Here is a 19788-nt window from a genome sequence, read left to right on the forward strand (position 1 = left end):
GGCGGATGGACTGGCTCTGGTGGGTCTTCATCTTCTTCATGGTGGGCGGTTTCGGCTGGGTGGCCGATACGGGCCGCTCCGCGTTGCGGACCCGGCACGAGCGAAGAGCCGAACGCTTCGCGCTGGCGGAGAAGGAGCGCGAGAGGGAACGGCTGGCCATCGAGGAGGCCAACAGACAGCCGGAGCCCGTCTGCGGCTGCTCGCACCACCTCGCCAAACACGACCGCCGGGGCAAGTGCCACGAGGACGTGGAGACGCCCATCGAGTGGGACGCGGACAAGAAGCCACTGCGGTACGAGCTGCGCCAGTGCAACTGCCAGCAGTACGTCGGCCCGCAGCCGCTGTCCCGGATCTACGCGGACGAGCTGACGGACCTGGCGTAACACCGCTTGGTCGCCGCGCGCCCCGGCGGCCGTCTCAGAGCTCCGCCGGGTGGCCGATCAGCATGGCCGGGGCGCCGGCGGTCCTGGTGAGGAAGACCGTCGCCGTGTTCGGGCCCTTGAGCTTCATCCGGCGGCGCAGTTCCTCCGGTTCGACGGCGGAGCCGCGTTTCTTCACGGTGAGGACGCCGACCTCGCGCTCCCGGAGCAGGGCCTTGAGCTTCTTCAGGTTGAAGGGCAGCTCGTCGGTGATCTCGTAGGCGGTGGCGTACGGGGTGGGGCGGGCCTCGTCGGAGGTGATGTACGCGATCGTCTCGTCGATGAGCCCGCCGTTCAGCTCCTCGGCCACCTCGGCGACCAGATGGGCGCGGATGACGGCGCCGTCGGGTTCGTACAGGAAGCGGCCGGTCGGGCGGACGGGCGGGTCGGGGAGGCCGCGGCCGGTGAGGGTGGTGAGGCCGGTGGTGGTGGGGAGCAGGGTGGCGCGGCGGGTGCCGGGGACGACGGCGCCCGGGTGGCCGTCGGCCCGGCCGGCCGCGTGGTGCCAGAGCACGGCCTCCTTGACGTCGCCGCCGTCCGAGATCCACTCGGCCTCGAAGTCGTCGGGGACCAGCTCGTGCGGGATCCCGGGGGCGATCTTGACCGCGCCCGCGCCCGCCCGGCGTACCGCCTCGATCGCCCAGGACAGCGGCGGCGAGTACGCCTCGGGGTGGAAGATCCGGCCCCGGCCGCCGCGCCGGGCGGGGTCGATGAACAGGGCCGGGGCGCCGGTCGTGTCGTACTCCAGCACATCCGCGCGGACCACCGTCGCCGGCGGGGCGTCCGGTGCCAGGACGCGCAGGTTGGTGAGGGCGATCTCGCAGGTCGGCGCATCCAGATCGACCGCTGTCACGGCGAAGCCCGCGCGGGCCAGCTCGATGGCGTCGCCGCCGATCCCGCAGCAGAGGTCGGTGACACCGGCGGCCGGGTCCGCGACGAGGCCGCGGAACCGCGCGGCGCGGTAGGCGGCGACGGTGGAGCGGGTGGCCTGCTCGACGCCGTTCGGCGTGAAGTACATGCGGTACGCGTCCCGGGCACCGAACTTCGCGACGGCCCGCTGCCGCAGCCGCGCCTGCGCCAGCGCCGCCGAGACCAGCTCGGCCGGGTGATCGCGGCGCAGCCGGGTCGCGACGGCGAGCTCCCCGGCCGGGTCGTGGTCGCGCAGCTCGGCGAGGAGCGTCTGCCCCTCGGCGGAGAGCAGCGGCGCGAGGAGGGGCGGGGCGGGGACGGGGGCGCGGTCGGTCACCCGGTCCATTGTGGGCCAGCCGGGGGATGGTGCGCGCCCGGCGGCGGTGTCGCCCGTGCGCGGGAGCGTGGCGCTGACAGGATGCAGCGCCATGCAACTAGTACGACAAAACGAAGAAATGACCGCAAACGGTACGAGCATCGGGATCCCTCCCCGGGCGGCGCGGAAAGGACGGAGCGGGCGCCGTGCCCGTACCGTCCTCGCCGTACTGATGGCCGCCGCGATCGGCTCCGGCTGCGCCTCCGGGACCGACGCGCCCGACCGCCCGCCCGCGCAGCCGCCCGCCCGCCCCGTACCCGGAGTGCTGCACGGGGCGCCGCCCGCCGGGCCCGAGGGGCTCTCGGCCGCCGAGGCCACGCGCCGCGCGCAGGCCGCGCGCGCCGTCGCGGCGAAGAAGTGGGGGCTCGCGAAAACACCCCTCGCCGCGCCCCCGCCCCCCACGGTGAAGCCGGAGATCACCACCCGCAAGGGGTTCGAGGTCGAGGGCGGCGAGGACCTCCCGCCCATCTTCACCACCGTCCCGGTCAAGGAGAAGGTCGTCTTCCTGACCATGGACGACGGCTCGGAGAAGGACCCCGAGCTGCTGCGGATGATGACCGAGCTGAAGATCCCGTACACCGCTTTCCTCAGCGACTACGTCATCAACGACGACTACGGCTACTTCCGGCAGATGCAGGAGCGGGGTGTCTCCCTCCAGAACCACACGCTCAACCACCCCTACCTGCCCGGACTCTCGTACGAGGAGCAGCGGGAGGAGATCTGCGGCCAGCAGGACAAGCTGGAGAAGCGGTACGGGAACCGGCCCACGCTCTTCCGGCCGCCGTTCGGCAACTACAACGGCGACACCCTGCGCGCCGCCAAGAGCTGCGGCATCACGGCCGCGCCGCTCTGGTCGGCCGAGGCGTTCCCCGACCACATGGAGTGGCGCGAGTGGGACGAGGACCTGCACCCCGGCGACATCGTCCTCACCCACTTCCGCGGGCGCGACGAGTGGAAGGGCTCCATGACCGATCTGGTCCGGGCCGCGATGAAGACCATCACGGACAAGGGGTACGCCGTGGCGCGGCTGGAGGACTACGTGTGAGCCGGCGCGCGAGGCCGGGGCCGGGGCTGGAACCCCTGGCCCCGGGTGCGCGTTTCCGTAACGGAACCCGGCCGCCACGGCAGTTGGATTGGCACTCCGCTTGACCGAGTGCTAATCGCGGTCATAGTCTCTGGTCTGGCACTCCCCACTGGAGAGTGCCAGAGCGCGATCGGCAGATCCGGCACCCGCGACGACGGGTCTATCTGGTCGCCACCCATAGACAGTGAGTACCGAGATCTCCGAAGGGGGAGGTCGGATCGTGACGACCGCCAGCACCAAGGTTGCCATCAAGCCGCTTGAGGACCGCATTGTGGTCCAGCCGCTCGACGCCGAGCAGACCACGGCCTCTGGCCTGGTCATCCCGGACACTGCCAAGGAGAAGCCCCAGGAGGGCGTCGTCCTGGCCGTCGGTCCGGGCCGTTTCGAGAACGGCGAGCGTCTCCCGCTCGACGTTTCCGTCGGCGATGTCGTCCTGTACAGCAAGTACGGCGGCACCGAAGTGAAGTACAGCGGCGAGGAATACCTCGTCCTCTCGGCCCGCGACGTACTCGCGGTCATCGAGAAGTAATTCACCGGAAGTTTTGCTTTGAGCTGCGCCCTCGGCCACCCCGCTACTGCCGGGCGGACGGGGGCGCAGCTCATTCGAGAGGACGAGAGAAGCAGCCATGGCGAAGATCCTGAAGTTCGACGAGGACGCCCGTCGCGCCCTTGAGCGCGGCGTCAACAAGCTTGCCGACACGGTGAAGGTGACGATCGGCCCCAAGGGCCGCAACGTCGTCATCGACAAGAAGTTCGGCGCCCCCACCATCACCAACGACGGTGTCACGATCGCCCGCGAGGTCGAGCTCGACGACCCGTACGAGAACCTCGGTGCCCAGCTCGTGAAGGAGGTGGCGACCAAGACCAACGACATCGCGGGTGACGGCACCACCACCGCCACCGTGCTGGCCCAGGCGCTGGTCCGCGAGGGCCTGCGCAACGTCGCCGCGGGCGCCTCCCCGGCTTCCCTGAAGAAGGGCATCGACGCCGCGGTCAAGGCCGTGTCCGAGGAGCTCCTCGCGACCGCCCGCCCGATCGACGACAAGTCGGACATCGCCGCCGTCGCCGCGCTCTCCGCGCAGGACGAGCAGGTGGGCGAGCTGATCGCCGAGGCGATGGACAAGGTCGGCAAGGACGGTGTCATCACCGTCGAGGAGTCCAACACCTTCGGCCTGGAGCTGGACTTCACCGAGGGCATGGCCTTCGACAAGGGCTACCTGTCCCCGTACATGGTGACCGACCAGGAGCGTATGGAGGCCGTCCTCGACGACCCGTACATCCTGATCCACCAGGGCAAGATCACCTCCATCCAGGACCTGCTGCCGCTGCTGGAGAAGGTCATCCAGGCGGGTGGCTCCAAGCCGCTGCTGATCATCGCCGAGGATGTCGAGGGCGAGGCGCTCTCCACCCTCGTCGTCAACAAGATCCGTGGCACCTTCAACGCGGTCGCGGTGAAGGCCCCCGGCTTCGGTGACCGCCGCAAGGCCATGCTCGGCGACATCGCCACCCTCACGGGCGCGACCGTCATCGCCGAGGAGGTCGGCCTCAAGCTCGACCAGGCCGGTCTGGACGTACTGGGCACCGCCCGCCGCGTCACCATCTCCAAGGACGACACGACCATCGTCGACGGCTCCGGTGCCGCCGACGAGATCGCCGGCCGTGTCAACCAGATCAAGGCCGAGATCGAGTCCACGGACTCCGACTGGGACCGTGAGAAGCTCCAGGAGCGCCTCGCGAAGCTGGCCGGCGGCGTGTGCGTGATCCGTGTCGGTGCCGCCACCGAGGTGGAGCTGAAGGAGAAGAAGCACCGTCTGGAGGACGCCATCTCCGCGACCCGCGCCGCGGTCGAGGAGGGCATCGTCTCCGGTGGTGGCTCCGCCCTGGTGCACGCCGCCAAGGTGCTCGAGGGCAACCTCGGCAAGGAGGGCGACGAGGCCACCGGTGTCGCCGTCGTCCGCCGCGCCGTCGTCGAGCCGCTGCGCTGGATCGCGGAGAACGCCGGTCTCGAGGGCTACGTCATCACCTCCAAGGTGTCGGAGCTGGAGCCGGGCCACGGCTTCAACGCCGCCACCGGCGAGTACGTCGACCTGGTGAAGGCCGGCGTCATCGACCCGGTCAAGGTCACGCGCTCCGCCCTGGAGAACGCCGCGTCGATCGCCTCCCTGCTGCTCACGACCGAGACCCTGGTCGTCGAGAAGCCGGCCGACGACGAGGGCGACGCCGGTCACGGCGGCCACGGCCACAGCCACTGACGTCGAACGACACAGCGCGGCCCGGCACCCCTTCCCAGGGGCGCCGGGCCGCGCCGCGTTCCGCTCCTGTACGGGGGCGCGCGCCCCGGAGGGATTTGTCGGAGGCCCTGCCTAGCGCGGGCCGAACTTGCGGCCCGTCTTCGAGGTGAGCCCGCCGAGCAGCCCGCGCGGGGCCAGCTTCACCGCTCCCATCAGCGCCTTGTAGCGCGGATCCGGGATGGACACCGCCTTCCCGCGCGCCAGGTCCAGCAGCGCGGCCGTCACCAGCTTGTCCGCGTCCAGCCACAGCCACCCCGGGATGTTGTCCGTGCCCATCCCGGCGCGCTCGTGGAACTCGGTCCGTACGAAACCGGGGCACAGCGCCATCAGCCGCACCCCCGTCCCCGTGAGATCCCGCGCCACGCCCTGGGTGAACTGGACGACCCAGGACTTCGAGGCGCCGTACGTACCACGCGGTACGAACGCGGCCACCGACGCCACATTGACGACCCCGCCGCGCCCGCGCGCCCGCATCCCGGGGACCGCCGCCGAGGTGAGCCGCAGGACCGCCTCGCAGTGGACCTTCAGCATGGTCAGCTCGTCGGCCATCGGGACGTCGAGGAAGCGGCCCTTGTTGCCGAAGCCCGCGTTGTTGACCAGCAGGTCGACAGGGTGCTTGGGGTCCGAGAGCCGTTTCTCCACCGACTCGATACCGCCGTCGGTGGAGAGGTCGGCGGTCAGCACCTCGGCCTCGATGCCGTGCCGGTCGTGGAGTTCGGTCGCCTGCTCGCGCAGACGCTCGGTGTCGCGGGCCACCAGCACCAGGTTGTGGCCGTCCGCCGCCAGCCGCCGCGCGAAGGCGGCGCCGATGCCCGCCGTCGAGCCCGTAATCAGAGCAGTCGTCATACGCGGCACGTTAGTGCCTGCCCCACCCGGCCCGATGGGGGTGTTCCCCAGGTGGACGGCCCGCCGGCCGGGCGGCTCTATCCGGCGGCGCCGTGCTCGGCCACGTACTTCCGCGCGATTCCCGGCGACTCGGCGTGCAGCGCCTCACCCGCGGCGAGGACGCGCGGCAGCAGCTCGCGCTCGGTGGTGACCGCGCGGAACGCCATCGACACCGTCACCTCGTGGGCGGGCCGGTGGACGATCTCGACCGGTCGCCCGCGCGGATCCCGCCCGGGGTGATGACGCGGAAGTACGCCCCGGTCACGGCCTGTCGGGTGAAGTGCCGGACCCAGCCCCGCTCGCCCAGCCAGCTCTGGAACGTACGGCAGGGGATCCGGCCGCTCGTCGCCTCCAGCACCAGATCGGGGCCGATCCGCCAGCGCTCGCCGATCTTCGCGCCGGTGATGTCGAGACGTACGTCCTGAGGTTCTCCCCGAAGACGCCGTTGGCGAGCGGCCGACCCAACTCCCTTTCCCAGAAGTCGAGATCCTCCCTGGCGAACGCGTACACCGCCTGGTCGGTGCCGCCGTGGTGGCGCAGATCGCGGACCGTGTCCCCGGCGACGCCGCTCGCGCCCTCGCCCTTGGGTCCGGGGTCGGTCACCCGGACGGGTCCGTCCACCGGACGTTTGTCGATGGCTGTGGCGCCGCCGGGTGCGTCGGTGTACTCCACGGTCTTCGGCCGTCCCGCGTTCACGGTGAGAACTCTCATGCGCGCCACGCCAGTGGCGCCGGGCACGGGTGTTCCCGGGGACGCGGAGTCCCGAGGTCCACGTGGTCCACGTGGTCTGCGTGGTCCACGTGGTCTGCGTGGTCCGTGCAGGAACGTTTCTGCACTCCGTTCGGACCTCGGGTGTCAGTCGTCGCCGTGGCCGCCGTGGGACGCGCCCGCGCCGGATGTCGGGGCCGACGTGCTGATCAGCCGGGTGCGCGCGCGGCCCATCAGCTCCTCGCGCTCGTCCTCCGTCAGGCCGCCCCACACGCCGTACGGCTCCCGTACCGCCAGCGCGTGCGCCGCGCACTCCGCGCGGACCGGGCAGCGCATGCACACCTCTTTCGCCGAGTTCTCGCGCGCGCTGCGCGCCGCGCCCCGCTCCCCCTCCGGATGGAAGAAGAGCGAACTGTCCACACCGCGGCATGCCGCGAGGAGCTGCCAGTCCCACAAGTCTGCGTTCGGTCCGGGAAGGCGGGAGAAATCTGCCATTGCTCATGTCCCCTTGAAACCGTGCTGAGGCGGATACGGGCCGCTTGGGCGTCGGGTACGAGCCCGGCGCGTTGCGGCACCGGTGCTCACGACCGTACATCTACTATGTAAGTAGATGTAAATATGACTCATTGCGAATCTAGCCACAGACACCAGCAAAAGTGAAGAAAAGCCGCTAAATGGGGCATGGCGCGGAGAGGGGGGTGGGCGGCCCCCGGTGTGCTCGTGTGTGTGCGGGCCCTTACGGGGAGTGCGGAACCCGGTCGTCCGACCCGTAACTCTTTCGAGTGACCATCGTTGAGTATGCGAGGCGGTTGAGAGAATGAGTGATCGGGCACATGTCCGAGAGCGTCAATCGCACAGGTGAAGATATGTACCCAGCCTGGAGGCTCAAGGTGACGCGCATCAGCTGCGGAGGACGGTCATGACATCCGTCCTCGTCTGCGACGACTCCCCGCTTGCCCGAGAGGCGCTCCGCCGCGCGGTCGCGACCGTGCCCGGTGTCGAGCGCGTGACGACCGCGGCCAACGGCGAGGAAGTCCTCCGCCGCTGGGGCGCGGATCGGTCCGACCTGATTCTGATGGATGTCCGGATGCCGGGGCTGGGGGGTGTGGAGACGGTCCGCCGGCTGCTCTCCGCCGACCCCGGCGCCCGGATCATCATGCTCACGGTCGCCGAGGACCTGGACGGGGTCGCCCTCGCGGTCGCCGCCGGTGCCCGCGGCTATCTGCACAAGGACGCCTCGCGCGCCGAGCTGCGCGCCACCGTCACCCAGGCGCTCGCCGACCCGACCTGGCGGCTCGCGCCGCGCCGGCTGCGCTCGGCCGAGATGGGCGCCGCGCCCACGCTCACCGCGCGCGAGATCCAGGTGCTCGAAGGCATGAGCCACGGCCGTTCCAACGCGGAGATCGGCCGTGAGCTGTTCCTTTCGGAGGACACGGTCAAGACGCACGCCCGGCGGCTCTTCAAGAAGCTCGGCGCCTCGGACCGCGCGCACGCGGTGGCGCTCGGTTTCCGCTGGGGCCTGGTCCGCTGACGGCGGGGCGTCACTCCCCGCCTGTCGCCGGGGGCCTGCCGGCCGGATCGTTTCCGGACGGTTTTCCCTGCGGGTTTTCCGGGCGGGCGGGGCAACGTACGCCCGTACACACCCGTTTCCCGGGCTATGCCGCATCCTTGGAGATGTGGAAGTCCTCGGGGACGAGTCGGACGAGCGCGAGGGGAGGGCGCAGGGTATGAGTTCTGCCGCACCTGCTCATAACGCTTCAGTGCACAACTACGGACGCGGTGCAGCCGATGAACAGCCGCCAAGGCACCATGGACCGATGCGCGATGACGAGACCACGGTGATCGGTGCGCTCGTTCACCGTGCCGTCGACGGCGACGAGCAGGCCACGCACGACCTTCTGGCCCGGGTCCATCCGCTCGCGCTGCGTTACTGCCGTACGCGGCTGAACCGGCTGCCGGGTGACGCCCGCCACTTCGTGGAGGACCTCGCGCAGGAGGTCTGTGTCGCGGTCCTGATGGCGCTGCCCCGGTACCGCGACACGGGCAGGCCCTTCGAGGCATTCGTCTTCGCCATCGCCGGGCACAAGGTCGCCGATCTCCAGCGCGCCGCCATGCGGCACCCGGGATCCACGGCCGTGCCCTCGGACGAGATGCCGGAGCGGCCCGATGATTCGCTGGGCCCGGAGGAGCGCGCGCTGCTCAGCAGCGATGCCGAGTGGGCCAAGAAGCTGCTCGCCAACCTCCCGGACAACCAGCGTGAGCTGCTGGTGCTGCGGGTGGCGGTCGGGCTGACCGCCGAGGAGACCGGCCAGATGCTGGGGATGTCCCCGGGAGCGGTCCGGGTCGCCCAGCACCGGGCACTGAGCAGACTGCGGGCCCTGGCGAGGCAGTGAGGCAACCGGCGGCCGGTGGATCGGGATCCGCCGGGACGGCCGGCCGTCCCGGCGGATGGCCGGTGGCGGCGGGCGGTGGCGGCGGGCGGCGGCGGTCGGTGGGCGGCGGATGAGCATCCGTGGCGTATGCGACGTATGACGTATACGACGTATGAACATACAAAGCTTATGGGTGATCTTGTCCATGGAATGTTTCATGGAATGAGGGGCTCGCAGAGCCCGTTAGCATGGACATCCGCACCGATCAAGGCCATATGGGGAAGGTGTCATGACTGCAAACGTCGACGGAGTGCCCGAGAAATTCGCGACGCTCGGGCTGACATACGACGACGTGCTGCTGCTGCCGGGCGCCTCGGAGGTCCTGCCGAACCAGGTGGACACCGCGTCTCTCGTCTCCCGGAACGTCAAGGTGAACATCCCGCTGCTCTCCGCGGCGATGGACAAGGTCACCGAGTCCCGCATGGCCATCGCCATGGCGCGGCAGGGCGGCGTGGGCGTGCTGCACCGCAACCTCTCCATCGCCGACCAGGCCAACCAGGTCGACCTGGTGAAGCGCTCCGAGTCCGGCATGGTCACCGACCCGATCACGGTCCACCCGGACGCGACGCTCGGCGAGGCCGACCAGCTCTGCGCCAAGTTCCGGATCAGCGGCGTCCCGGTCACCGACCGCGCGGGCAAGCTGCTGGGCATCGTGACCAACCGCGACATGGCCTTCGAGGCGGACCGTACGCGCCAGGTGCGCGAGGTCATGACCCCGATGCCGCTCGTCACCGGCAAGGTCGGCATCTCCGGCGTGGACGCCATGGAGCTGCTGCGCCGCCACAAGATCGAGAAGCTGCCGCTGGTCGACGACGCGGGCATCCTCAAGGGCCTCATCACGGTCAAGGACTTCGTCAAGGCCGAGAAGTACCCGAACGCGGCCAAGGACGCCGAGGGCAGGCTGCTCGTCGGTGCCGCCGTGGGCGCCAGCCCGGAAGCGCTGGAGCGGGCCCAGGCGCTGGTCGCGGCGGGCGTCGACTTCCTGGTCGTGGACACCTCGCACGGCCACAACAGCAACGCGCTCAGCTGGATGTCCAAGATCAAGTCCAGCGTCCCGGTGGACATCATCGGCGGCAATGTCGCCACTCGTGACGGCGCCCAGGCGCTGATCGACGCGGGTGTCGACGGCGTGAAGGTCGGCGTGGGCCCCGGCTCGATCTGCACCACCCGCGTGGTCGCCGGTATCGGTGTCCCGCAGGTCACGGCGATCTACGAGGCCGCGGTGGCCTGTATGGCCGCCGGGATCCCGGTCATCGGCGACGGCGGCCTCCAGTACTCGGGCGACATCGGCAAGGCGCTCGCCGCCGGAGCCAGCACGGTCATGCTCGGCAGCCTGCTCGCCGGGTGCGAGGAGTCGCCGGGCGAGCTCCAGTTCATCAACGGCAAGCAGTTCAAGTCCTACCGGGGCATGGGCTCGCTGGGCGCGATGCAGTCGCGCGGCCAGGGACGCTCGTACTCCAAGGACCGCTACTTCCAGGGCGAGGTCTCCGCGGACGACAAGCTCGTCCCCGAGGGCATCGAGGGCCAGGTTCCCTACCGGGGCCCGCTCTCCGCCGTACTGCACCAGCTGGTCGGCGGACTGCGCCAGACCATGGGGTACGTGGGCGCCGCCTCCATCGAGGAGATGGAGCGCAAGGGCCGCTTCGTCCGGATCACCTCGGCGGGACTCAAGGAGAGCCACCCGCACGACATCCAGATGACGGTCGAGGCCCCGAACTACACCAGGAGCTGACGCTCCGCCCGTGGCTCACGGGGTCCCGTGCGGCCGATTTCACCCAGGGCCCCCTGGGCGGGACGGCGGCAGGGATACTGGACGGCAGACGTTAGAGGGAAAGGCCACACATCGTGACTGAGATCGAGATCGGGCGCGGCAAGCGCGGCCGCAGGGCGTACGCCTTCGACGACATCGCCGTCGTCCCGAGCCGGCGTACCCGGGACCCGAAGGAGGTCTCGATCGCCTGGCAGATCGACGCCTACCGGTTCGAGCTGCCGTTCCTGGCCGCGCCCATGGACTCCGTGGTCTCCCCGCGGACCGCGATCCGTATCGGTGAGATGGGCGGTCTGGGCGTACTGAACCTGGAGGGCCTGTGGACCCGGTACGAGGACCCGCAGCCGCTGCTCGACGAGATCGCCGGTCTTGACGAGGAGACCGCGAACCGCAGGCTCCAGGAGATCTACGCCGAGCCGATCAAGGAAGAGCTGATCGGCCGGCGCATCAAGGAGGTGCGGGACTCGGGCGTGGTCACGGCGGCCGCGCTCTCGCCGCAGCGGACCGCGCAGTTCTCCAAGGCCGTGGTGGACGCCGGGGTCGACATCTTCGTCATCCGCGGTACGACGGTCTCCGCCGAGCATGTCTCCGGGGCCGCCGAACCGCTGAACCTGAAGCAGTTCATCTACGAGCTGGACGTCCCGGTCATCGTCGGCGGCTGCGCCACGTACACCGCCGCCCTGCACCTGATGCGCACGGGCGCGGCGGGCGTGCTGGTCGGCTTCGGCGGCGGCGCGGCGCACACCACCCGCAACGTGCTGGGTATCCAGGTGCCGATGGCGACCGCCGTGGCGGATGTCGCGGCGGCCCGGCGGGACTACATGGACGAGTCCGGCGGCCGGTATGTGCATGTCATCGCGGACGGCGGGGTCGGCTGGTCCGGCGACCTGCCCAAGGCGATCGCGTGCGGCGCCGACTCGGTGATGATCGGTTCCCCGCTGGCGCGGGCGACGGACGCGCCGGGCAAGGGCCGCCACTGGGGCATGGAGGCCGTCCACGAGGACGTGCCGCGCGGCAAGCTGGTGGACCTGGGCATCGTCGGGACGACGGAGGAGGTCCTCACGGGCCCCTCGCGGATCCCCGACGGGTCGATGAACTTTTTCGGCGCGCTGAGGCGGGCCATGGCGACGACGGGCTACAGCGAACTCAAGGAGTTCCAGCGCGTCGAGGTGACGGTGGCGGACTCGCAGCACCGCCGCTAGATCGCCGATTGCTGTCGGGCTTGGCTGTCCGTCGGCTTGTCGATTCGTCAGGTTCGTCGGTTCGTCGGGTTCGTCAGTTCGTGAGTTCGTCAGTTCGTGAGAAGAAGGCCGCCTCTTTAAGAGGTGGCCTTCTTCATTGTTCCGACTTGTTCCGACTTGTTCCGAAGCTCCCGAGGGGCGGGCGGCTCCTCCGTCCGTCAGAGCCGGTACGCCGCGCCCGCCGGGCTCGCGCCCCTGGTGTCGAGGAGCAGCTGCGCCTTGACCGCGAGGCCCTGGAGGTCGTACGTACGGTGGTGCTGGAGCAGCACCGTCAGATCGGCGTTGGCCGCGGCTTCGTAGAGGGAGTCCGCGCGGGGTACGGGCACGTCGCGCACGCGCCAGTCGGGGACGTACGGGTCGTGGTAGCTGACACCGGCGCCCAGGTCCATCAGTCGGCAGGCGATCTCGGCGGCCGGTGAGCTCTCCTGGTCGGCGAGATCGGGCTTGTAGGTGACCCCGAGGAGCAGGATCCGGGCGGCGCGCGCGGACTTGCCGTGCTCGTTGAGGAGGGTGGCGCAGCGCTGGATGACGTACTGCGGCATCCGGGTGTTGATCTCCTGGGCGAGGCCGACCATGCGCAGCGGATGGCCGGGGGTGCGGCCCGCGTGCGGCAGATAGCTGGGGTCCATGGGCACGCCGTGGCCGCCGACGCCGGGTCCTGGGCGGAATGCCTGGAAGCCGAAGGGTTTGGTCTCGGCGCAGCGGATGACGTCCCAGAGGTCGACGCCGAGGTCGTGGCAGAGGACGGCCATCTCGTTGACCAGCGCGATGTTCACATGCCGGAAGTTGGTTTCGAGGAGCTTGACGGTCTCGGCCTCGCGCGGTCCGCGCGCGCGGACGACCTTGTCGGTGAGGCGGCTGTAGAAGGCGGCGGCCGACTCGGTGCAGGCGGGGGTGAGGCCGCCGATCACCTTGGGGGTGTTGGCGAAGCCGTGGACGCGGTTGCCGGGGTCGAGCCGGCCGGGGGAGTACGCGAGGTGGAAGTCGCGTCCGGCGCGCAGCCCGGAGCCCTCTTCGAGGACGGTCCGCAGGAAGCCCTCCGTGGTGCCGGGCGCGGCGGGCGATTCGAGCAGGACGGTGGTGTGCGGGCGCAGCCGGGCGGCGAGCGCGCGGGCCGCTTCACCGACCGCGGCGAGGTCGGGGGTGCGGTCGGCGCCGAGGGGGGTGGGCGTACAGATCACGGCGGTGCGGACCCGGCCCAGTTCGGCCGGGTTGGTGGTGGGCCTGAAGCCTCCGGAGAGCATCCGGCGGATCTCGGCGGCGGTGAGCGAGCCCTCGACCGGGGGGTGGCCGGCGGCCAGTTCGGCGACGGGCCGCGGATCGGTGTCGTAGCCGATGGTGTCGATCCCGGCGGCTACGGCGGCCTGGGCGAGGGGCAGGCCGAGATGGCCGAGTCCGATGACGGCGAGATCTGCGGGCATGGCGGTGGCCGTCCTTCCCTTGGCCGGAGTGGACAGTGGTCGCAAGCCCGGTGGACAGAACGGGCGTGCGCAATGTCAGACTAGGCGTAAATATGACCGTTATGCGGTAGGGCGCGGCCGGGAAGTCTGTTGATCGGCGTGGTCGGCTCATCGGTGTGCCCGGCGCTCTGTCGGAGCGTCCGGCGGCCTTCGGTCGGGGCACCCTCAGTGCCAGGGAGTGCGCGGAGCGATGGCGCCGGTCCTCGGCCGGGGCAAGGGCCGGATCGGGCGGGAAGTCGCGCACTGCGAGAAGCGGGTGGAGGCGGAGCGGGAGTCGCCGGGCCGGCCGGACGGCGGACGCCGCGCGGCCGGGGGCTCCGGATGCTGTGCCGATCTGGCGCGGGTTCAATCCTCCTCCGTCCCCTTGGTGCTGCCTCCCGCCCCAACCGGCTTCTCGGGCCTGTGGGGCTTTTTGGGCTTCTCGGGCTTTCGGCGGGGACTCTTCACGTTTCATCCGTCACACTCGTCACATCCGTAACAGGGTCATGTGCGATGAATCGAACGTGCTTATGGCTGGTGGGGTGTTGGGCCGGGTCTCGGGCAGTGGCATGGTGGGGGTGCCCTCCTCCGGTCCGATCCTGCCGGACGGCGGACCCGGGAGCAGTCGTGATCCCGGAGTGGGGGACAATGGACGCTCTGCCAGGGCGCGTTACAGCACCGCGCGGACGGCGGGCGCGGGCCAGGATCAGGGATCGCAGAGGGGACGCATGTCGGAGTCGGAGCAGTCGCGGGACACGGCGCAGGAGCCTCGGCGGGACGAGGGGAAGAGCGCCGAGGGCACCCCGGAAGGGCGCCTGCTCGCAGGCAGGTACCGGCTCAGCGGCGTGCTCGGGCGCGGCGGTATGGGCACGGTGTGGCGGGCCCTGGACGAGACCCTCGGCCGTACGGTCGCGGTGAAGGAGCTGCGCTTCCCCTCCAGCATCGACGAGGACGAGAAGCGCCGGCTGATCACCCGTACCCTGCGTGAGGCCAAGGCCATCGCGCGGATCCGCAACAACGGAGCGGTCACGGTCTTCGACGTCGTCGAGGAGGACGACCGGCCCTGGATCGTCATGGAGCTGGTCGAGGGCAAGTCCCTCGCCGAAGCCGTGCGCGAGGACGGGCTCCTGACGCCCAGGCGGGCCGCCGAGGTCGGGCTCGCCATTCTCGACGTACTGCGCTCGGCGCACCGCGAGGGCATTCTGCACCGCGATGTGAAGCCGTCCAACGTGCTGATCGCCGAGGACGGGCGCGTCGTCCTCACCGACTTCGGCATCGCCCAGGTCGAGGGCGACCCGTCGGTGACCTCGACCGGCATGCTCGTCGGCGCCCCCTCGTACATCTCGCCCGAGCGCGCCCGCGGTCACAAGCCGGGCCCCGCCGCGGACCTCTGGTCGCTCGGCGGGCTGCTGTACGCGTCGGTGGAGGGCGCTCCGCCGTACGACAAGGGCTCGGCCATCGCCACGCTGACGGCCGTCATGACCGAACCGCTCGACCCGCCCAAGAACGCGGGCCCGCTGACGGAGGTCATCTACGGGCTGCTCGTCAAGGACCCCGAGCGGCGGCTCGACGACGCGGGCGCGCGGGGACTCCTGGAGGACATCATCGATGCGCCGGAGCAGGCGCCGGAGCCCGCGCCCGACACCACCCGGGCCGTTCCGCTGCCGCCCGCGCCGCCCGAGCGGATCCCGGGGCAGCGTTCCGCGGTCGGCGCGGTGGCCGGTGGCGGCCCGCGGCCCGTCGCCGCCCACCCGGCGCGGTCGAAGGCGTCGCTCGGCGATATCGTGCCCCGGCGCACGCTGGTGATCATCGCGGTCGTCGCGGCGATCGCGCTGATCTCCACGGTCCTGGTCATCGCCCTGAACGGGGAGACGGGCGGAGCGGGGAGCAACAGCAAGGCCAAGGACGACACCTCGGTCTCGGCCGGTGCCGCCGACGGCTCCAAGGGCAGCGGTACGAGCGAGGACCCCGCTCCGGGCAAGAGCCCCACCGGCGAGAAGGGCGCGGCCGCCACCACGGGCGGGGAGAGCGCGAGCGACTCCGCGTCCGACGCGGGCTCGGATTCCGGTTCGGATTCCGGTTCCGGCGCGGAGGGCCAGGATTCCGGCGGCGCCGCCGGCGAGGACCTCCCCGGCGGGTACGCCACGGTCAGCGACGCCCAGTTCCACTTCTCGATGGCGATGCCCGAGGGATTCCGCAAGACCGGTATAGCCGGCAGCAACTCCGGTGGTATCTACAGCGCGAGCGGCGGCTTCCCCCGGGTCCAGGGCGACTACACCGGCACCCCCACGGACGACGCGGCGGCGGCGTGGCGGGCGGCGGAGCCCTCGGTCGGGAAGAGCAGCGACGGCTACAAGCTCATCAGTATCAAGGAAGTCGAGTACAACGGCTATCCGAGCGTCGCCGACTGGCTGTTCGAGCGCGACCAGGGCGGCGAGCGGGTCCGGGTGCTCAACCGGGGCTTCAAGCTGGACGACACCCATGGCTACTCGATCATGATCACCTGCAAGGCGAGCGAGTGGGACGACACGGAGTGCAAGACGTTGCGTGAGACCGCGTTCAAGACCTTCGCGTCGACCGACTGAGGAAACCGACGGCCCGACGGCGGTCGGTGCGGACCGAAGAACCGGACGAATGGGTTCCGGCCGTTGGGGGAAGAGGTTCCCTCAAGCGGAGGCCAACGTTCCCCAGCGGGTTGCCGAGACCCTGCGGCATGTTGGCCCGTGGCCACGTATCGTGAGAACTCGCGAACCGTACGCATCCACAATGTGCCGGTAAATGACCGGAATTGACGGTTTCGTGGGTCTCCGGGACCGGTAGACAGCGTACTTGTGGGGGAGGCGTCGTGGACGAATACGCGGGGCGGGTGCTCGCCGACCGCTATCGCCTGCCCCTGCCGCCCTCCGACGAGTACGAACTCGTCGAGACCCGCGCCTTCGACACGTACAGCGGGCAGGAAGTCCTCGTCCGGCAGGTGCCGCTGCCGGAGGTGGTGGAGGCCGAGGTCGTCGACGCGGAGGGCACCGCCGCGCCGCGCCGGGTCCCCGGGCGTTCCTCGGTGCGCAAGCACACGGATCCGGCGGTACGACGGGCCATCGAGGCCGCGCAGAGCGCCGCCCAGATCCCCGACCATCCCCGGCTCGACCAGGTCTTCGACGTGTTCGCCGAGGCGGGCTCGCTCTGGATAGTGAGCGAACTGGTCGCGGCCAGGCCGCTGGCCGCGCTGCTCGCGGAGAAGCCGCTGAACCCGTTCCGGGCGGCCGAGATCGCCTCCGACGTGCTCACGGCGGTACGCGTGGTGCACGCGCACGGCTGGACCCACCGGAACATCACGGTCCGTACGGTCCTGGTCTGCGACGACGGGCGGGTGGTGCTGACCGGGCTCGCGGCGGGCGCGGCCGAGGAGGCGCTGTGCGGATACGCGCCGGTACCGGAGCCGTTCGATCCGGTCGACCTCGACGAGGACGCGCCGGGGTCGGTGGGGTCGGTGGGATCCGTGGGACGGGCGGGGCCGGTGGGGACGGAGCTTCCGCCGGGGTACACGCCGGCGGAGTACGAGCCACAGGCCGGTCCCGGGACCGGTTCCGGGGCTGCTCCCGGCAGCGCTTCCGAGGGGGCGCCCGCGTCCGGTTCCGGGTCGGGTCCCGGCGGGCAGTTCGCGCCGCCGGACCGGAGCGGGGCGCAGGCCCCGCCGTACGCACCGGAGACGACGGCGGGCGTGCCCGGTTCGCCGGGCCGCGCCTCGCTGGAGAAGGGGCGCCCCGCCCCGAGCCCGTACGGGGAGGGCACCTCGTCCGGCACCTCGGGAGCCATGCCCCGCCCGCACCACGGCACGCCGGGCGTCCCCGCTCCGTACAGCGGCCAGCCCGCGCTGCCGGGCGGGAGCGCCTCGGGCGACATCCGGGCCGCGCGCGCCGGGGCCATCGCCGCGTACCGCGCGGGAGCGCGGGCCGCCGCCCGCGCCGGCGAGGACCAGAACTCCGGGGCGACCCCGCTGCCGCCCCTGCCGGAACCGGCGGGGGAGGAGCGGCCTGAGCCGCCGCAGGGCGGTAGCCCCGACCCGAACTGGTGGGCGCGGCCCCGTACCGAGGGAGCGGCCACTGATCCCGACGCGGACGCCGACATCGACGCCGACTTCGACGAGGACGACGACCCGCCCACCCCGTACCGGCCGAGGCTGTCCGGCACCTGGCGCGACGGACCGGCGCCGTGGGGCGACGCGGCGGGCTCCCTGCCCGCCGGGGGCGGCCGCAGCCCGTACGTACCGGGCTCGGCGGGGTTCGGCCATGGCGCGGGCGGCCCGGCGGACGGCGCCACCTCGGGCATCCCGGTGCCGGGCGGAAGCGGCGCGGGCTTCGGTACGGGCTTTGGTACGAGCGGAGGCACTGGTTCCGGTACGAGCGGAGGCTCCGGTGTGGGCTCCGGCTCCGGTGTCGTCGTCGCCCGTGGCGGCGGAGCGCCCTACTCCGGGTCCAGCGGCGCGGGCGGCCGGCCCGGTGGCGCCCGCGACGCGCTGCGCGCCGACTCGCAGCGCCGGTCGGCGCAGCTGCCCGCCGCCGCGGCCCGGGGCGTCGGCGGCGGACGCTGGGACGACATCGTGGCGGGCGGTCACCTGCCCGCGTACCGGGGCCCCGCCACGCCCCTCGCCGCCGAGCGCGCCCGGCAGGCGCGTATCGCCGTCGTCGGCGCGGTCACCGAGCGCTGGGCGCCCGAGCAGGCAGGTCCCGTCCACGGGAACTGGCAGCTGGCGCCGCCCATCGGGCCCGCCACCGACCTGTGGGCGCTGGGCGCGCTGCTGTACCGCGCGGTGCAGGGGCACGCGCCGTATCCGGAGGAGAGCGCGATCGAGCTGGTGCAGTTGGTCTGCGCCGAGCCGCCCGCCTTCGCCGAGGAGTGCGGCCCGCTGCGTCCGGTCGTCGAGTCGCTGCTGCGTCAGGACCCGACGGAGCGGCCGGACTTCGAGGAGCTGCGCGGCTGGCTGCGGTCGCTCGTACGGTCGGCTCCGGAGCCGGAGGCCGGTCTGGACGTCGTACCGGTGCCGTCCGACGAGACACGGCTGCCGATCGTGCGCCGCCGGGGCGAGCTGGTGCGCAGGCGTGGCCGGCGCCGGGGCCGGGACGCCGAGCACGGACGCCACCGCCACAAGAAGGGCAAGGACGGCAAGGAGCGCGCGGACCTCAAGAGCCACGAGGGGTACGCGGACCGCCGGGACCTCCCGGATCACGCGGAGGGCGGCCGGTCCGCGGCCGAGGAGCTGCCCGAACGGCTTGACCGTACGGAGCGGTTCGACCGTACGGAGCAGTTCGACCGGCCCGAGCGGTTCGACCGGCCCGACCGGCTGGACCGGCCCGACCGGCTGGACCGTGCCGAGCGGGGGCGTGGCCGAGGCCCCCGCGCACTGGGGCGCACGCTGTTGCTGCTGATACTCCTGATGCTCGTCGCGGTCATCGTGTACGCCGTGATGTTCATGCCCAAGTCCCCTGCGCGGCAGCAGGGGCAGCGCGTCGGCGAGGCGAATCCGGGCGCGTCCGGAGCGCCGCTGACACCGGGCGCCCAGGACTCCGACGACAGCGAGGAACCGGCCGCGGAGGAGTCCGCCTCCGACAGCCCGAAGAACCCGAACACCTCCGCGCCCCAGACGTCCGACCCGGCGGAGAGCATCCCCGACGGATACACGCTGCGTAACGACCCCGAGGGCTTCCGGGTCGCGGTCGACAAGGACTGGCAGCGCCGCCCGATCAACGACAGCGGTCAAGTCCGTTATGTCGGCGGCGATTTCACGCTCATCGTCGTGCCCGGCCGGGACAGCGTGGCGGACAACGGCGAGGACCCCGTGGCCTACCAGCGCGACAAGGAACGGGAGTTGCAGCCCTTCCGGGATTCCTCCTGGGCCACCGCGTCCGGGGTGCGCCGGGTCGATGTGGGGCGCCAGGCCATGGCGGAGGGTCAGTACACCTGGCAGGACAGCAGCGGTGGGACGGTCTTCGTGCGAAATCTCGCGATGATCGTCAGTGGCCGTTATCACATCATCCAGGTCATCGGACCGGACAGCCAGAAGGACAAGGTCGACGAGATCTACGAGCAGGCGACGGGCGCCTACCGGGTCACCGGTTGACCCCGGCCCCCACGGGGCCTGTGTGCGGGGTGTGCTGACGGAGTGCGGGTGTGGTGACCGTCCCGTATCTCTTGTACGTCCCGGCGGGGCCCGCGCCGGGAGCGGTGCGCGTACTGCCGTG

14 protein-coding genes and 2 pseudogenes are annotated in these 19788 nt (G+C 71.4%); 11 read left to right on the forward strand and 5 right to left on the reverse strand.

The genetic code is table 11. From position 1 onward, the window contains the following. Nucleotides 1-5 precede the first annotated feature (5 nt). The gene (locus tag ACIP8W_RS20805; RefSeq protein WP_401956043.1) at nt 6-383 is read left to right on the forward strand and encodes a hypothetical protein; all 378 of its coding nucleotides are present in this window, start codon (nt 6-8) and stop codon (nt 381-383) included. 34 nt (nt 384-417) lie between these two features. Here the strand turns inward: ACIP8W_RS20805 and ACIP8W_RS20810 are convergent, their stop codons facing one another. Continuing rightward, the gene (locus ACIP8W_RS20810; RefSeq protein ID WP_401956106.1) at nt 418-1674 is read right to left on the reverse strand and encodes an SAM-dependent methyltransferase; all 1257 of its coding nucleotides are present in this window, start codon (nt 1672-1674) and stop codon (nt 418-420) included. A 202-nt stretch (nt 1675-1876) separates the two neighbouring features. Here ACIP8W_RS20810 and ACIP8W_RS20815 point away from each other — a divergent pair, with 202 nt between their 5' ends. The 3 genes from ACIP8W_RS20815 (at nt 1877) to groL (ending at nt 5040) form a co-directional block, all read left to right on the forward strand. Further along, nucleotides 1877-2749, forward strand: a complete 873-nt coding sequence (locus ACIP8W_RS20815; RefSeq protein ID WP_401956107.1) for a polysaccharide deacetylase family protein — start codon at nt 1877-1879, stop codon at nt 2747-2749. Between the two features lie 259 nt (nt 2750-3008). Continuing rightward, on the forward strand, nt 3009-3317 hold the full coding sequence (gene groES / locus ACIP8W_RS20820; protein WP_401956044.1) for a co-chaperone GroES: 309 nt from the start codon (nt 3009-3011) through the stop codon (nt 3315-3317). A 97-nt stretch (nt 3318-3414) separates the two neighbouring features. Continuing rightward, nucleotides 3415-5040, forward strand: a complete 1626-nt coding sequence (gene groL / locus ACIP8W_RS20825; RefSeq protein WP_401956045.1) for a chaperonin GroEL — start codon at nt 3415-3417, stop codon at nt 5038-5040. A 111-nt stretch (nt 5041-5151) separates the two neighbouring features. On the opposite strand, the gene ACIP8W_RS20830 is transcribed toward groL, so the two are convergent. The 3 genes and pseudogenes from ACIP8W_RS20830 to ACIP8W_RS20840 form a co-directional block, all read right to left on the reverse strand. Continuing rightward, nucleotides 5152-5925 (reverse strand): SDR family NAD(P)-dependent oxidoreductase, encoded by a 774-nt coding sequence (locus ACIP8W_RS20830; RefSeq protein ID WP_401956046.1) that lies wholly within the window; start codon nt 5923-5925, stop codon nt 5152-5154. 77 nt (nt 5926-6002) lie between these two features. Further along, a pseudogene (locus ACIP8W_RS20835) lies at nt 6003-6675 on the reverse strand (MOSC domain-containing protein). 144 nt (nt 6676-6819) lie between these two features. Continuing rightward, complete coding sequence (locus ACIP8W_RS20840; RefSeq protein ID WP_402204085.1) at nt 6820-7167, reverse strand: WhiB family transcriptional regulator; 348 nt, start codon at nt 7165-7167, stop codon at nt 6820-6822. 424 nt (nt 7168-7591) lie between these two features. Between ACIP8W_RS20840 and ACIP8W_RS20845 the strand changes: the two genes are divergently transcribed. The 4 genes from ACIP8W_RS20845 to ACIP8W_RS20860 all read left to right on the forward strand — a co-directional run bounded on the left by ACIP8W_RS20845 (nt 7592) and on the right by ACIP8W_RS20860 (nt 12074). After that, entirely contained in the window at nt 7592-8203 is a 612-nt protein-coding gene (locus ACIP8W_RS20845) for a response regulator transcription factor (RefSeq protein WP_003948568.1), read from the forward strand. 286 nt (nt 8204-8489) lie between these two features. Beyond that, a complete protein-coding gene (locus tag ACIP8W_RS20850; RefSeq protein WP_401956048.1) occupies nt 8490-9065 on the forward strand; it encodes a sigma-70 family RNA polymerase sigma factor in 576 nt (191 codons plus the stop codon). A 268-nt stretch (nt 9066-9333) separates the two neighbouring features. Then, nucleotides 9334-10836 carry an IMP dehydrogenase gene (gene guaB, locus ACIP8W_RS20855; protein WP_401956049.1) on the forward strand — a complete coding sequence of 501 codons (1503 nt, stop codon included), beginning with the start codon at nt 9334-9336 and terminating at the stop codon, nt 10834-10836. A gap of 113 nt (nt 10837-10949) precedes the next feature. Continuing rightward, a complete protein-coding gene (locus ACIP8W_RS20860) occupies nt 10950-12074 on the forward strand; it encodes a GuaB3 family IMP dehydrogenase-related protein (protein ID WP_401956050.1) in 1125 nt (374 codons plus the stop codon). 197 nt (nt 12075-12271) lie between these two features. Here ACIP8W_RS20860 and ACIP8W_RS20865 read toward each other — a convergent pair whose 3' ends face one another. Further along, nucleotides 12272-13534, reverse strand: a complete 1263-nt coding sequence (locus ACIP8W_RS20865) for a nucleotide sugar dehydrogenase (RefSeq protein ID WP_401956051.1) — start codon at nt 13532-13534, stop codon at nt 12272-12274. A 188-nt stretch (nt 13535-13722) separates the two neighbouring features. Between ACIP8W_RS20865 and ACIP8W_RS20870 the strand changes: the two are divergent. From ACIP8W_RS20870 to ACIP8W_RS20880, 3 genes and pseudogenes are all read left to right on the forward strand, one after another. Beyond that, nucleotides 13723-13908, forward strand: a pseudogene (locus ACIP8W_RS20870) (glycerol-3-phosphate dehydrogenase); the annotation flags it as partial. Nucleotides 13909-14280: 372 nt separating this feature from the next. After that, nucleotides 14281-16137 (forward strand): serine/threonine-protein kinase, encoded by a 1857-nt coding sequence (locus ACIP8W_RS20875; RefSeq protein WP_401956052.1) that lies wholly within the window; start codon nt 14281-14283, stop codon nt 16135-16137. Between the two features lie 260 nt (nt 16138-16397). Further along, entirely contained in the window at nt 16398-19667 is a 3270-nt protein-coding gene (locus ACIP8W_RS20880; RefSeq protein ID WP_402204088.1) for a protein kinase, read from the forward strand. The last annotated feature ends 121 nt before the right edge of the window (nt 19668-19788 follow it).

Source organism: Streptomyces sp. NPDC088554, assembly GCF_044752945.1.
Classification (GTDB): domain Bacteria; phylum Actinomycetota; class Actinomycetes; order Streptomycetales; family Streptomycetaceae; genus Streptomyces.

Excerpts from the sequence above, each read along its gene's own strand:
- ACIP8W_RS20865 (WP_401956051.1), bottom strand. The coding sequence starts at position 13,534 with ATGCCCGCAGATCTCGCCGTCATCGGACTCGGCCATCTCGGCCTGCCC.
- ACIP8W_RS20875 (WP_401956052.1), top strand. The coding sequence starts at position 14,281 with ATGTCGGAGTCGGAGCAGTCGCGGGACACGGCGCAGGAGCCTCGGCGG.
- groL (WP_401956045.1), top strand. The coding sequence starts at position 3,415 with ATGGCGAAGATCCTGAAGTTCGACGAGGACGCCCGTCGCGCCCTTGAG.
- guaB (WP_401956049.1), top strand. The coding sequence starts at position 9,334 with ATGACTGCAAACGTCGACGGAGTGCCCGAGAAATTCGCGACGCTCGGG.
- ACIP8W_RS20810 (WP_401956106.1), bottom strand. The coding sequence starts at position 1,674 with ATGGACCGGGTGACCGACCGCGCCCCCGTCCCCGCCCCGCCCCTCCTC.
- ACIP8W_RS20840 (WP_402204085.1), bottom strand. The coding sequence starts at position 7,167 with ATGGCAGATTTCTCCCGCCTTCCCGGACCGAACGCAGACTTGTGGGAC.
- ACIP8W_RS20805 (WP_401956043.1), top strand. The coding sequence starts at position 6 with ATGGACTGGCTCTGGTGGGTCTTCATCTTCTTCATGGTGGGCGGTTTC.
- ACIP8W_RS20845 (WP_003948568.1), top strand. The coding sequence starts at position 7,592 with ATGACATCCGTCCTCGTCTGCGACGACTCCCCGCTTGCCCGAGAGGCG.
- ACIP8W_RS20830 (WP_401956046.1), bottom strand. The coding sequence starts at position 5,925 with ATGACGACTGCTCTGATTACGGGCTCGACGGCGGGCATCGGCGCCGCC.
- ACIP8W_RS20815 (WP_401956107.1), top strand. The coding sequence starts at position 1,877 with ATGGCCGCCGCGATCGGCTCCGGCTGCGCCTCCGGGACCGACGCGCCC.
- ACIP8W_RS20850 (WP_401956048.1), top strand. The coding sequence starts at position 8,490 with ATGCGCGATGACGAGACCACGGTGATCGGTGCGCTCGTTCACCGTGCC.